A 13,212-nucleotide genomic window follows, 5' to 3' on the forward strand; every position below is an offset into this window, starting at 1 on the left:
GCTTAACCCTCCTTGACCAGGCCGAGATCGGTCAGCACGTTGCGCGTCGCGCTGTAGTAGCGCACGTAGCCGGTGCAGCGGCAGATGTGGTGACCGAGGCTGTCCTCGATGACTTTTTCCAGTTGGCTTTTGACGATGGGCTGACGCTGCAGCTTCTCGACCAATACCGTCGCGGCATTCACAAATCCGGGGGCGCAGTAGCTGCACTGGAAAGCGAATTCATCGACGAAACGCTGCTGGATCGGGTTCAGCTCAGTGACTTTCCCTTCCTCGTCACGTTTCGCATGGCCTTCGATAGTGCGTACTTTTTTGCCTTCGAAGTAATGCGCGCCGGTGATGCAGGTGCGCACTTCTTCGCTGGTGCCGTCCGGGTTGTCGACGATCACCACGCAGGCGTGGCAGATGCCCTGGCCGCAGCCCAGACGCGAGCCGGTGAGGTTCTTGTATTCGTGCAAGTAGTCGATCATCGGCAGATCATCAGGGATGTCCACCGGGCCGACGGATTGACCGTTGAGGGTCAGTTGAAGCGGACGGTTAGCCATTGAGGGCCTCCTTGATGCGAGCAGAAGTGATAGGCAGGTCGCGGACCCGTTTACCGATGGCGTGCGCCACGGCGTTACCGATGGCACCGACCACCGGGATCATCACCACTTCGGCAATGCCCTTCGATGGATCGCTCGGCGACAACGGCGGCAGGATTTCAGCTGTCTGCTTCCACACCGCAACGTGGCGCGCCATCGGCAAGCGGTAACGGTTGAAGTTCCAGTCACCCTCCCCCGGTCCGCCTTCGTACAACGGCATCTCTTCCATCAACGCATGGCCGATGCCCATGGCGATCCCGCCTTCGATCTGGCCCCTGACCAGTTCTTCCACCAGCACCCGACCGCACTCGACCCACGAGTGATGATCGAGCACCTGCACTTCGGCCGAGCCCTTGTTCACTTTCACTTCCACCAGCGTCGCCACCGGGCTGTAGTAAGTCACGGCCGCGTTGTTCAACTGAGTGTCCGGGTAATGCACATTCTGGCGATCCAGCAGGTGGAAACCGGCGCTGTTCATTTGCGCCTTTTTCACGCTTGGAGCGCCGTCGCCATACTTGACAGCCAGGGCGTCGAGCGGCAGACGCTCACGCACGCCGTCGATGCTGAACTCGGCCTCGGCCCAGCTCCAGCGGTTGAAACCGTGCACGGTCGCGCCAGTGACCAAACCCTTCTCATGAGCGTGCTTGGCCAATTGCTCAAAGCTCAACGGCTGCATGCCGTTGGCGGTGAGTTTGCCGTCAACCCAATGCGCATCTTCGCGACGCACCACATAAGGGTTGGCCGAACCGCCGTAAGGGCCCTGACTCCAGATCTGCAACGCCGCCGGCCACAAACCGTGGTTGAACAGCACGCGTGCCGCTTCACGGGTGGCGTGGCTGAAGTAGTACGCAGAGTTGGTCGCCGACGACGCCGAGGCAATCTTGCCGACCCAGCGCGGATTACGCAGCAAACTGTCCTGCTCGGCCTGACTCATGATGTACGGGTTGCCGCCGCTGATGAGCTGCAACTCCTTCCATTCGGTCTCGCCGGTCTTCACTTCAGTCGCCGCGATGCCGAGGAAATCGGCCACGACCAAGGCTTGAGAAGTGGACATGCCCGTGCCGATTTCGATACCGATGTGGCGCAGGGTGATATGCCCTTGCGCGGTGAATTCGATACTGGCCATCGGCGCTTCGGAACCGGTGCCGAAGTCTTTCTGGCAGATGGCAAAACCCACGCCATACCAGTTATCCGGATCCTGCGCTTCGCGCTGCTTTTTGATCGCGTCGCGGTTTTTCCAGACTTCGTGCACGGCGGCCTTGTCGAGAATCTCGTGCAAGCGCAAGGCACCCGCCGGCACCGCGCCCTGGGTGTTTTTCATGCCCGAGACCATGGCGTTTTTCTTGCGCAGGTCGATGGCATCGATGCCGAGGCGATCGGCAATTTCGTCGACCATCATCTCGGTGGACGCCATGCTTTGCAGGGTGCCGTAGCCACGCATCGAACCGGCTTCAACGGCGCGGGAATGATAGGCCGTGACCTGCAAATCGTTCTGCGGCATGTAGTAGATCGACTGCGCCGCCGTGGCGCCAACCGCCGCCACCGATGGGCTGTAGTTGACTCGCCCGCCGCCGTCGACGCTCATCTCGGCGCGGAAAATCTTGAAGCTGTGATCGGTCTTGTCCACCGCCAATTGATAGCGGATATCGAACGGGTGACGCTTGATGCCGCTCTGGAACTGCTCATAGCGATCGTTGGCCAGGCGCACCGGCACACCCGCGCCGTACAACGCCGCGAGGGCCGCGTAGTAGACGAAAATGTTGTGGTCCTTGGAACCGTAGCCGACGGTGTAGCCTGGGTGCATGTTCAAGTGCGCCAGACCGAAGCGAGACGGCGCGATCATCTTCGCGGTTTCGGTCGCGGTTTCCAGCGGGCATTGAGTGGCGACAACGAAATGCAGGGTCTTGGTCGCCGGGTCGTACCAACCGTTGCCGTTGTCCGGCTCCATCGCGGCGGGTTCGATCGATGGGGTTTTGTAGCGCTCGTCGAACACCAGCCAGTTGTCCGGCGGCGTGTCGATCTGCTGTTTCATGCGATCAGCGTAGAACAACCCGCGCTCGGTCAGGTTGCCGTGCAGGTTCGGTTGAGAATTCCACACCGGGCGACGGTTTTTCAGCATCGGAAACAGGATCGAGTCCTTGAGGCTGGCGAATTCGTCTTCGTCTGCCGAGGTCTTGCCGCCCACACGCACGTAGCGGAAGCTGCCGTAGGGATCGCCTTCGTAGAACGGCACTTGGGCGCCGTAGCGAATCGCTTTGTCATTGAATTTGAGTTTGGCCTTGGCCTGGCGAAAACGCTCGAAGTCGTTCCAGATCAGGATCGCCACCGGATGACCGATGAACATCGGCACCTTGCCTTCCGGCAGCAGCGGATCAGGCGCGTGATCTTCCGGAAAGGCGATACCGTCTTTCTCCAGGTCGGCGGCGGTGACGATGCGGTCGGGCTGCAATTCGGCGCCAAGCCACGACAGGTCCATGCCCGCGTAGATGCGGTCGGCCTTGATGGTTTTCAGCAGCATGGCGTGGCCTTGTTGCTGTGGCCAGCCCGGCATGTCCTTGGCGCGGATGTCGCGGGCAAAGACTTTGCTGCCGCAGACCTTCGACAAGGCATCGTTACGCGTGCGTGCCTTGCCGTTGTTGCCGAGCCATTGCTCGGAGGGCACGGTCACGCTGTTTTCCATCAAGGCTGCCAGCGCCTGGCTGCTCAGTGGCGTGAGCGTCACGCTCACACCCGCTACCAGCCCGCCCTGAAGGAACGAGCGCCGGGATATTTCACGGTTGGACATGGATCATCCTCTGGGCGGTTATGGGCCCGCCCTTCTGGTTATGTACTGGAAATCTCGAGTCTAGCGGAAGCCCTTTTTGACGATTCAAAGGGCTGAGTTTGACAGCGCAAAGCTGACCGAAAGGTTAAGTTTATAGACTAATGCCATTGCGGCAAACAAAAAACTGACCAGCGAATCAAAAAACCGCGACTGTTCGACGCAGCAAATCGATGATGCCTTAGGACAGGCGGGCGTCCAGTCTGAGCAGGAACTCCGCGCGGCGGCGTTGATCGGTTTCTTCCTTGGTGATTAATTCGGGCAGCAGTTCGGCCGCTCGCCGGGCATCGAGAATGTAGATGCCGTCATCGTCGCCAATGGCCAAGTCCCCTGGCTGCACCCGAACCTCGCCCACCTGGATCGGCTGATTGACTTCACCCTCGGCGCCAATACCCCGAGTGGTGAACGCACTGACGTCGCGACAAAACACCGGCAACCCATGAAGACGCAAGGCGCCGACATCAGTAACCGCGCCCGATACCACCACCCCGGCCAGTCCCTTGATCAAGCCAGCCAAGGTCCGAAGCTCACCCCAGCAGCCGCACTCTGCGTCGCCCACACATTCGATCACCAGCACGTCGCCGGGCTCACTCAGCAGCAACGCTTCACGCAAAATGCTGCCGTCCGGTGGGAAAACTTTGACGGTGACCACATTGCCGACTATGCGGATATCGTTGAACAGTGGCTTGATTCCCCGCAGAAAGCCGCGGTCGGAAAAATGGCCTATCGTGGACGACGGGATTGCCCGGTACTGGTCGATCAACTCTGGACTGACGAGCTGCTGGCGAGGGCTTATCTGGTAACTCATCGGCATTTCCCCGGACGTAGCAATGGGCAGGTCGAGCAGTATTCAGCGGGCTCGGTGGCCAGGTAGTAAAAGCAACAGGTTCGGCGAAAGCGAATGCTGCGCTGCCCGTCGTCCACCAGCGTCGGCGGTCGGCGGAAATGGCTCAGCGGGTTGTAGTCGAGGCCGAACAGTGCGGGTTCGGCTTGGGTCAGCAGCCACTGGAAGTCCGCGTCATAACGCGCCCGTATCGATGGATCGTCGATTTTCGCCATGCGTTTTTCATACAGCGAATAAACGCGCACGGCGGTGTTTTCCCAGAGGATGCGCCGGGAAACACCGGTGACCCGATTGAAGGTGTGCCACAACGGCTTCAGCAGTCCAGCGAACAGTCCCTGCACCAAGGCTTCCCTCCAGGCATCGCGTTCATTGATCCCATACGTCAGCGGCTGGCCGTGATGCAGCGGCATCGAAGACGTCCACAACCCGTCATCGTGACCGTATTCAATCACCGTGTTGTCGAGCGTCAGCAACAACCCTTTGTCATACACCGACATCGCATACAAGCAGGCGCCGGTCGCCAGGAAGGACAAGCGCTTGCCCAGCAGCGAGGCCGTGATCGCCCGGGTGGGCGAGCCAATCACCGGACCCAGGGCGTCCAGCAGTTGCTCGCACACGTCCTCCTGCAACAAATCCCGGGCCAGCAACGAGCGCAACGGGTCGCGCTCGTCGCCGCCCTTGAGCCGCAAGCCTGCGGACAACACCGCCCACTCCGGCGCCGTGAAATGTCGCGCCAGACTCATTGCGGCAACTCCCGGCCAAACGGAATGCACAGCGGCGTCCCGAAGAACGGATCGGGAATGATCCGGCAATTGAGGTCGAACACGGTTTTGACCAGCGCCTCGGTCAGCACTTCGTCGGGCCGGCCTTGGGCAAACGCGGTCTGGTTGTGCACCGCCACCATATGGTCGGCATAACGACAGGCCAGATTGAGGTCGTGCAGCACCATGATGATCGTTTTGTTTTCCAGCCGATTGAGGTCGCGCAGCAGGTCCAGCACTTCGATCTGGTGCGCCAGGTCGAGAAAGGTGGTGGGCTCGTCGAGCAGCACGATGCCGGTGTCCTGGGCCAGGGTCATGGCGATCCACGCACGCTGGCGTTGCCCGCCGGACAACGCGTCCACCGGTCGATCCGCCAGGGCCTGCAGACTGGTTTGCGCCAGCGCGCGGTTGACCATGGCTTCGTCTTGCGCCGACCACTGTTGCATCCAGCTCTGATACGGGTAACGCCCCAGCGCCACCAACTGCCGGACGGTGATGCCCTCCGGCGCGCTGGGGGTCTGGGGCAAAATGGCCAACTCCCGGGCCACGGCAGCCGTGGACTTTTGCTGAATATCCACACCGTTGAGAATCACCGAACCCTGCTGCGGTTTCAGCAGTCGGGCGAAGGATTTGAGCAAGGTGCTTTTGCCGCAGCCGTTGCTGCCAATCAGTACCGAAATCTTGCCCTGGGGCAGTTGCATGTCCAGCGCGTCAATAATCACCTGGCGCTGATAACTCAGGGTCAGGCCGCGACTTGCAATCGACGTCATACGTTGAATTCCTTAATGACGTTGTTTAATCAACAAATAGAGAAAAAAGGGTGTGCCCAGCACCGCGACAAAAATGCCGGCCGGCAGATCCAGCGGCAAAAACAGCACACGCCCGGCAAGGTCGGCCAGCACCACTAGGTTCGCCCCGACGAGCGCCGCCATCACCGCCTGACCGCCGAAACCCGGGGCCACCAGACGCTTGGCAATGTGTGGCGCAATCAACCCGACAAATGCAATCGCCCCGCCCCAGGCAATCGCTGCCCCAGCCAAGGCCACGCTCACCAGCAACAAACCGGCGCGCAACCACTGCACGCGAACGCCAATGCCCTGGGCCAGGTTGTCGTCCAGTTGTTGCACCATCACCTGCCGGGCCAGCAGCACCAGCAGCGGGCAAATGCCCAACAACCAGCGACCCAGCGCCAGCGGTTCCGGCCAACTGGCGCCGTACACGCTGCCGGTCAGCCAGACATAAGCCGACAGGGTCGTGGTCAGCGGGCTGAAGACCAGAATGAAGGTGGTCGCCGCCGTCAACATCGCGCAGACGCCGACGCCAATCAACACCAGTCGCAGCGGTGAAGCACCCTGTTTCCAGGCCAGAAGATAGATCGCCAATGCCGCCAGCCCCGCGCCGAGCATCGCCGCCAGCGGCAGATACTGTTGGCCCAGCGCCACGGAGAAAAACGACAAATACAGCACCGCCGCCGCACTGGCGCCACTGGTGATACCCAGCAGGTCAGGGGACGCCAGCGGGTTGCGGATGATGCTCTGCAGAATCAGCCCCGACACCGACAGCGCCGCCCCCACCAACGCTGCCAACAGCATGCGTGGAAAGCGCAGTTGCTCGACGATGAACGTCAGGCTGGCGTCCTGGCTCGACAGCAAAATTCGCAGCACCTCCAGCGGCGACAGCATGACTTTGCCCAGTGACAGCGAACCGAGCATGATCAGCACCGTCACCATCAACGCCGCCAGTAACCGCCACAACGTGATGACGTTGATCCGCCGGGAAAACCCGCTGCGCCGCCAGGTCAGGACCTTATCCATAACGACCTCCACGTCGGGCCAACAGAATAAAAAACGGTGCGCCGAACAACGCCGTCATCACGCCCACCGGCACTTCCTGAGGCAGGATCAACACCCGCGACAAGGTGTCCGCCAGCAATAGAACAATCGCGCCGAGCAGCGCACACCCCGGCAGCAACCAGCGATGATCGATGGACAACCCCTTGCGCACCATGTGCGGCACCAGCAAACCGATGAACCCGATGCTGCCCGCCAATGCCACGGCACTGCCCGCCAGGCAGACCACCAGCACGCTCATCAATAGCCGGATCAAACCGGTTCGCTGGCCCAGGCCGGTGGCAATCTCCTCGCCTGCGTTGAGCACGTTGACCTGCCCCGCCAGCAACATCGCGCCGAACAGTCCGAGTACGCCACACAGCAGCAATGGCGCGGCGACCGACAGGCTGCGCTCCGTCAACGATCCCGCCAGCCAGAACAGCACGGTGTCCAGCCCATCCTGATTGACCACCAGCAACGCCTGGCTGAAGGCAGAGAACAAAGCCGCCATCGCCGCACCCGCCAGCACAATGCGCAGCGGGCTGAGACTGCCCTGGCCCATGTTGCCGATCAGCCACACCAGACAACCGGCCACGGCCGCGCCCATGAACGCGCACCACAGCCAGGCATCCGGGGACGACAGGGAAAACAGCGAGGAACCCAGAATGATAAAAAACGTCGCGCCGGCATTGATCCCGAACAACCCGGGAGACGCCAGCGGATTGCGCGTCAACGCCTGCATCAAGGCCCCCGCCACTGCCAGGCTCGCGCCCACGGCCACTGCCATCAAGGTGCGCGACAGGCGCGTAGTGGTCACCAGCACATGACTGACGCTCAGCGGATCGGGATGCGCAAACGCCGCCACAATCTGCGACAACGGAATCCAGGTCGCGCCGACCGCCAGGCTCAGCACGCCACTCATCAGCAACACGACACCGGCAATCCACAACTTCAAACCATTGCTCATGAGGCCGCGTCCGCCGTGACCAGCCGCGCAACGTCATCGAGCATCAGGTTCGCCCCCAAAATCCCCCCGGACAGGTTCCAGGTCACCCCGTCGACCCGCCACACTTGCCCCTGTTGTGGCGCACGCATTTGCTGCCACAGCGGATGCTGCACCAGGTGTTCATAGTTTCGCTGCACTGCCGGCTTCTCCGCGCGCATGAAGACAAAGAAAATGTCGGCATTCACCACCGCCAGGCTCTCCTTGCTGGTGAGTTTGATAGATGTCCCACTCGCTGCCCGACTGGCCTCACTCCAGTCGAAACCTAGCTCGGTGATCACCGAACCTGGAAAGCTGGCCGGCAAATAACTGCGGATATGGTCTTCACGGACATCCAGAATCGACACCGTGGGCGGCCAGCGCCCGGCAAACTTCTTCTGCAGTTGTTGGCGCAGTTGTGCCGTGCGCAGCTGCCAGCGGGCCAACACTTCGTCGGCCTGCTGCTGGCGGTGCAAGGCGACGCCCATCAATGCCAGGGTCTTTTTGAACTCGAACACTTCCTCCACCATCACTACCGGGGCGATCTGCTTGAGCAACGGTGCGATGCGTTCATGGCGAAAGCGCGAGGCGAAGATCACGTCCGGCTTCAGCAGCGCGATGTCCTCAAGACTGGGCTGGGTTTCCAGCCCGACATGGGGCGCCGGCTCCAGCGTCGAACGCAGATAGCGATAGGTCGGCTTTTCGCTCCAGGAATCGACGATGCCGCACGGTGTGATGCCCAACGCCACGGCGCTGTCGGTGGCGCCCTGAAACAGGGTGATCACCCGCAGCGGCGCGGCGTCGGCCTGGGCCCACGCCGATGGGGTAAACCTGAGTGCAAGCACGCCCAACGACAGGCGCAGCAGCGTGCGCCTGGAGGGATGGCAATGAAGGTCAGGCTTCACGATGCAACCGGTGGAAAGGGTTCACCACCTGGCCTTTACCGAACGGCATGCTGCCGGGACCGCCCGCCCGCTCGATCATTGGCGTGAGCAGCAGTTTCTGTGGCCAGTGAGGGGCTTCGAACAATTGCTGCTTGATCATCGCCCGAGCTTCAGTGTCGAACTCGATAGTGTCAATCAACTCGTTCAGCACTTCGCCCATCGCCGTCCACAAGGTACTGGCCGGCAGCGAGTAAACCTGCGCCAGCGTATCGATGATCGCCCGGAAGTTGACCTGGATCCCCAGTGTCTGCAACCAGAACAACAGGTCTTCGGGACGCTCGTGATACAGCGTGTTGGCGTGCCCTTTCTTGAGCCGGTACGCCGGATCGGCCAGGCCATTGCGTTCCAGCCACGGCACGTAAATGCGCAACGAATCGTGATCGCGCAGCAACAGCCCTTGGGCGTAGCCGGCCTTCCAGACCAGCACCGCGTTCTGCCCGTGAACTTCACCGAGCATGCCGATGCGGAACATCCGCAGGTTGATCTCGAAGAAGCTGTGGCACAACTCGCGGAACAGCGTCATCACCGACGCGGTGTTGGCCGGCAGTTGACGGTAGCCCATCCAGTCATCGAAAAAGTGCTGGTTGTTGCCGGGCAATGGCGTGCCGAGGGCCGCCATGGGCACCAGTCGGGTGTCCGCCTCTTCGAGCAGCGCCGAAGGATAACTGCGAACCATGGCCGCCAGATGACGCGGCGCTTCGTCGAACAGTGTCGCGTGCGGCGGCATGAACGCCCACCACTTGGTTTCATCGCACAGGTGCAGGGACTGTTGCAGCGTCTGATCCTTGCCCAGTGCCCGGCGCAACAGCGCTTCACTCAAACCGCCGTTGATCATTTTCACCGCAGGCAGGTAACGCGAGGCACCCAGCGAATAGATCGCCATCGGTAACTTCAGGTAATCAGCGCTGTTGAAGCAGGGGGTCATCGAACGCAACGATGAGGTGGCGAAGAAATCGCCGTCGGTGAATTTCAGTCGCTGGCAGTCGCCCTTGGCGAAAGCATCGCCGAGTTGCGCCTCCAGTACATGGTCGAACTGCCATGGGTGCACCGGCAGTGCGATGTGGCTCTGGGCGATACCCCGTTGTAGCAGTTCTTTTTGCAGGTCGGCCTGCAACGCCGGCGGCAACAGGTAGCGGGCGGGATAGCTCTGCTCCAGGTCCACCACACCGTCGCCGCATTGCAGCAGCGCGCGGTCGATCGCGACCCAGTTCAGCGCCACTGGCTGGGCGAATTCCGCTTGATACTGCTGATATTCCGCGTCATCCAAACCTTGCTTGGCTTTGGCCAGTGGATGGTAAGGACGATCACGCAGCGAAGCCCACTGCTCCATGGTCAGGAAAAAATCCGCGTTACTTTTTTCCAGCAAGCGCTGGCTGTCGACCCGATGGCCCAGGGACAATTCGGTTTGGCGCACGCTGGTGCGCAGCACATCAAGGAACAGCGCAAAGCCCTTTTCATTGTCCTCGTAGCGATCGGTCATCCCGGCCAACACCTGGGTCATGAACGCTTCGGGCGACAGTTCTGTCAGTTGCTCATCCTGTCGAGCCCATACCGGCGTGCCTGGTACTTTTTCCCATTGCTGAGTAATGCCGGGGCGCAGTGCCACGACGATCGAAGCCTGCGGCGCGCTGTGCCATTCCCAGATGCGCTGCTCGGCGCTCAATCCGCTGAACGGCTGATCGACCGATGACGAGGGCGCCATCAGGTTCAGCGGTTCGGTCCCGAAAAAATGTTCGGCCAGCAAGCAATCGACCAGATCTTGCATCACCCTGTCGGCGGCCATCGTGGTGAAGTTCATCGGATTATTTTCCTTCTGCTGAAGTGGCGGCCAATCTGGCCTGAAGGGCACGAAAAGCGATGCCACGCTCGTCACCCAAAACAAAACTTTTTACGCCCCGGCTCAACCACCGTTCGTGGTCGCCCGGTTGGCGTGGAATCGCGCAATACGGCACGCCCACGGCACAGGTTGCTTGCCAAGCAGCGAGCAACGCTTGCTGCACCTCGGGCCGGTCGATCTGCCAGGGCAGGCCCATCGATTGCGATAAATCGGCAGCGCCTTCGAGAATCATGTCGAGGCCGGGAACGGCGGCAATCTCTGCGGCGCGCCGCACACCTTCGGCGCTTTCGATCATCGCCACGATCATGATTTGCTCGTTGGCCAGCTCGATGTAGTTCGCCAGGCTGTGTTTACCAAACGCGCCGGGGCGCCCGGCATTTAGGCTGCGAGTGCCCTGCGGGTGGTATTTGCAGGCGCGGATGCTCTGGGCCAAAGGCTCGGGGCCTTCGATCATCGGCAACACGATGCCCTGGGCACCCCCATCGAGCAGGCGCAGCAGGGTTTTCGGGTTGAGGTCCGCGACCCGCACCAACGGCGTGATCGCGTAGCTCTCGGCGGTGCGAATCATGTTCTCCACGGTTTCGGGATTGATCAGCACGTGTTCCATATCGATGATCACGAAATCGAAACCGGCTTCGGCAATCAACTCGATGGCCGCCGGTGCCGGAATCGAACTGATCAACCCATACACCGGCGCACCCGCCGTGAGTTTCTGCTTGAGCAGGTTGGTCCTCAGCATGATTGCGGCCGGAAGGCATGCAGCGGATTCGGCACTGATTTGAAACGACGTTCGCCATCGCCCAGCAAGCGACGCTTGGTCAGTTCTTCGACTTCATAGAACGGCGCGAACACATCAAACGTTTCATAACGCACACGGTGTTGCGGGTGTTCGGCCTGGTAAGCCGAGATCACTTCGGCGGTCATCTGCCAGAACAGGGCTTCCTCCAGTTGATAGTGCTGATGCAGGAAGATCGCCATCTCGGCCAGGCAGATGAAGAAGAACGAATCACAGGAGAAATCCCGTACCGCATCCACGTCATCGGTGAGGATGAACGAGTTGCGGTTGAGCTTGGCGTGGCTGGCTGGCAGCGGTACCAGGGTCGGGCACAGCTCGGGGCGCCCGAGATGCTCGGGTGAATAGCGCACACCGTCGTGGAAATCTTTCAGGGCAATACGCTGCGGCCAGCCCTGCTTGACGATCAGGACGATATTCTGACCGTGGGACTCCATGCCGATGCCTTCGGCGTAGAGCATGTGAATGATCGGCGACACCGCGACCTGCAACAGTTGGCGGGTCCAGGCATGCAGCCCGTATTGTGTGATCCAGGCATCGATGAACGGGATCTGTTCACCGCTGCCGTAGCGGTTGTCCACAGAACTCAGGCCATTGAACGGCACCGCTTGCTCATCTTCCTGCAGGTATTGATGGATGCTTTCGCGCCACAGAGTGCCCATCGTGCCGTAGGCCTGGGACATGCGCGTGGCCGGCAGGTGTTCGTAGTCAAAACTGACGCCGACCACCTCGCCGAGAATCACAAAACCCAGGTCGCGCGCCGTGCTGTCACTGCGGATCAACTGGTGCAGCCAGTCGGTGATGATCGGGCCGTTCATCACGGTGTGCCGGGCCAGAATGCGTGTGCTGGACGTGTTGGTCATGCTCAACGCGAGCTTGACGTAAGGCCGCTGTTTTTCAGTGACATTGGCCAAGGTGCGGATCGACTGCTGAGCCTGGTAGCGATCATCGGTGGTGCCCAGATAGATCACCTCTCCGCTGACCAGCTCTGGGTAAAACACCGGGACAATGACGTTTTCCCACTGCCACGGGTGCACCGGCATCAGCCAGTAATCGCCCAGCGACTTGCCTTGATCGATGAGGTTTTCGGCGAGTTGCTGCCAGCGTTGCAGGCCAAATTCCTGCTGGAAGAATTCGTCGAAATCCAAGTGCCGCGAGACGTTCATCGCCCCACAGGATTTGGCCACCGCCAGCCAGACAATCGCGACGGGCGCGGCAAATTCCGGCCCATAGCTGGCGTTGTCCTTGAGCGAGAAACCGATGCGCGATTTGTAGCAAGGGTGATAGCTATGGGCGTCCATGAAGTGCTGTTCCAGCGCATCGACATCCAGTTGATGGGATGGCTGGGCCGCCTGATAACCCTGACTGCGCGATTGCAGGTCCTTGAGCAGCGTCTGTTCCAGTTCATGGGTGAAGCGTGGCAGGTGCGGGCTGTCCTGAAGATCGACCAGCAATTCGGCCAGCGCTTGATGCAGGCGCACACGGCTGTGTTCGCCCGAAGCATTGACGCGTTCAAGGGTGGCGTAATCAAGGCGGATCAGTTCGAAGCTGGCGCTCAGCAAGCCTGTGCAGTGGTATTCCACCGGTTGTTGCTGTGCATCGAGGCCGCTGACGACAAACCGGCATTGGCTGCCGCTCAATGGAGAATGGCGGTAAGGCAGCACGTTTTCATACAGCAGAGTTTGCAGCAATTGACCGACCACCCGCTGTTCCACTTGTTGGTAGTGCCGTGTGTCAGCGCTCGCCAGCCAGACGCCTGGCGCGTGATCTTGAGCCTGATGGGTTGCCTGAGAAGAGGTCGCCATTGTCATACCTTGTCG

11 protein-coding genes are annotated in these 13,212 nt (G+C 60.8%); all 11 read right to left on the reverse strand.

Features of this window, described 5'->3' with window-relative positions:
- Window positions 1-2 precede the first annotated feature (2 nt).
- The 11 genes from AC1D2P_RS09970 to AC1D2P_RS10020 all read right to left on the reverse strand — a co-directional run bounded on the left by AC1D2P_RS09970 (window position 3) and on the right by AC1D2P_RS10020 (window position 13,203).
- Complete coding sequence (locus tag AC1D2P_RS09970) at window positions 3-542, reverse strand: (2Fe-2S)-binding protein (protein WP_046026867.1); 540 nt, start codon at window positions 540-542, stop codon at window positions 3-5.
- Entirely contained in the window at window positions 535-3,366 is a 2,832-nt protein-coding gene (locus tag AC1D2P_RS09975) for a xanthine dehydrogenase family protein molybdopterin-binding subunit (RefSeq protein ID WP_477757595.1), read from the reverse strand. The genes AC1D2P_RS09970 and AC1D2P_RS09975 overlap by 8 nt, the downstream gene beginning before the upstream one ends.
- 217 nt (window positions 3,367-3,583) lie before the next feature.
- Complete coding sequence (locus AC1D2P_RS09980; RefSeq protein WP_080942971.1) at window positions 3,584-4,216, reverse strand: RraA family protein; 633 nt, start codon at window positions 4,214-4,216, stop codon at window positions 3,584-3,586.
- Window positions 4,207-4,989: an IucA/IucC family C-terminal-domain containing protein gene (locus AC1D2P_RS09985; RefSeq protein WP_477757596.1), complete on the reverse strand. Its 783-nt coding sequence runs from the start codon at window positions 4,987-4,989 to the stop codon at window positions 4,207-4,209. The genes AC1D2P_RS09980 and AC1D2P_RS09985 overlap by 10 nt, the downstream gene beginning before the upstream one ends.
- Window positions 4,986-5,777, reverse strand: coding sequence for an ABC transporter ATP-binding protein (locus tag AC1D2P_RS09990; RefSeq protein WP_046026871.1), 792 nt, complete (start codon window positions 5,775-5,777; stop codon window positions 4,986-4,988). The genes AC1D2P_RS09985 and AC1D2P_RS09990 overlap by 4 nt, the downstream gene beginning before the upstream one ends.
- A 12-nt stretch (window positions 5,778-5,789) precedes the next feature.
- On the reverse strand, window positions 5,790-6,821 hold the full coding sequence (locus AC1D2P_RS09995; protein WP_046026872.1) for a FecCD family ABC transporter permease: 1,032 nt from the start codon (window positions 6,819-6,821) through the stop codon (window positions 5,790-5,792).
- A complete protein-coding gene (locus tag AC1D2P_RS10000) occupies window positions 6,814-7,803 on the reverse strand; it encodes a FecCD family ABC transporter permease (RefSeq protein ID WP_109785865.1) in 990 nt (329 codons plus the stop codon). Before AC1D2P_RS10000 ends, AC1D2P_RS09995 begins: the two co-directional genes overlap by 8 nt.
- On the reverse strand, window positions 7,800-8,723 hold the full coding sequence (locus AC1D2P_RS10005; RefSeq protein WP_109785866.1) for an ABC transporter substrate-binding protein: 924 nt from the start codon (window positions 8,721-8,723) through the stop codon (window positions 7,800-7,802). Before AC1D2P_RS10005 ends, AC1D2P_RS10000 begins: the two co-directional genes overlap by 4 nt.
- The gene (locus tag AC1D2P_RS10010; protein WP_477757597.1) at window positions 8,713-10,560 is read right to left on the reverse strand and encodes an IucA/IucC family protein; all 1,848 of its coding nucleotides are present in this window, start codon (window positions 10,558-10,560) and stop codon (window positions 8,713-8,715) included. Before AC1D2P_RS10010 ends, AC1D2P_RS10005 begins: the two co-directional genes overlap by 11 nt.
- 4 nt (window positions 10,561-10,564) lie before the next feature.
- Complete coding sequence (locus tag AC1D2P_RS10015; RefSeq protein WP_477757598.1) at window positions 10,565-11,338, reverse strand: HpcH/HpaI aldolase family protein; 774 nt, start codon at window positions 11,336-11,338, stop codon at window positions 10,565-10,567.
- On the reverse strand, window positions 11,332-13,203 hold the full coding sequence (locus AC1D2P_RS10020) for an IucA/IucC family protein (protein WP_477757599.1): 1,872 nt from the start codon (window positions 13,201-13,203) through the stop codon (window positions 11,332-11,334). Before AC1D2P_RS10020 ends, AC1D2P_RS10015 begins: the two co-directional genes overlap by 7 nt.
- Between the last annotated feature and the right edge of the window lie 9 nt (window positions 13,204-13,212).

It is taken from the genome of Pseudomonas sp. P1_F1_2 (assembly GCF_056405815.1).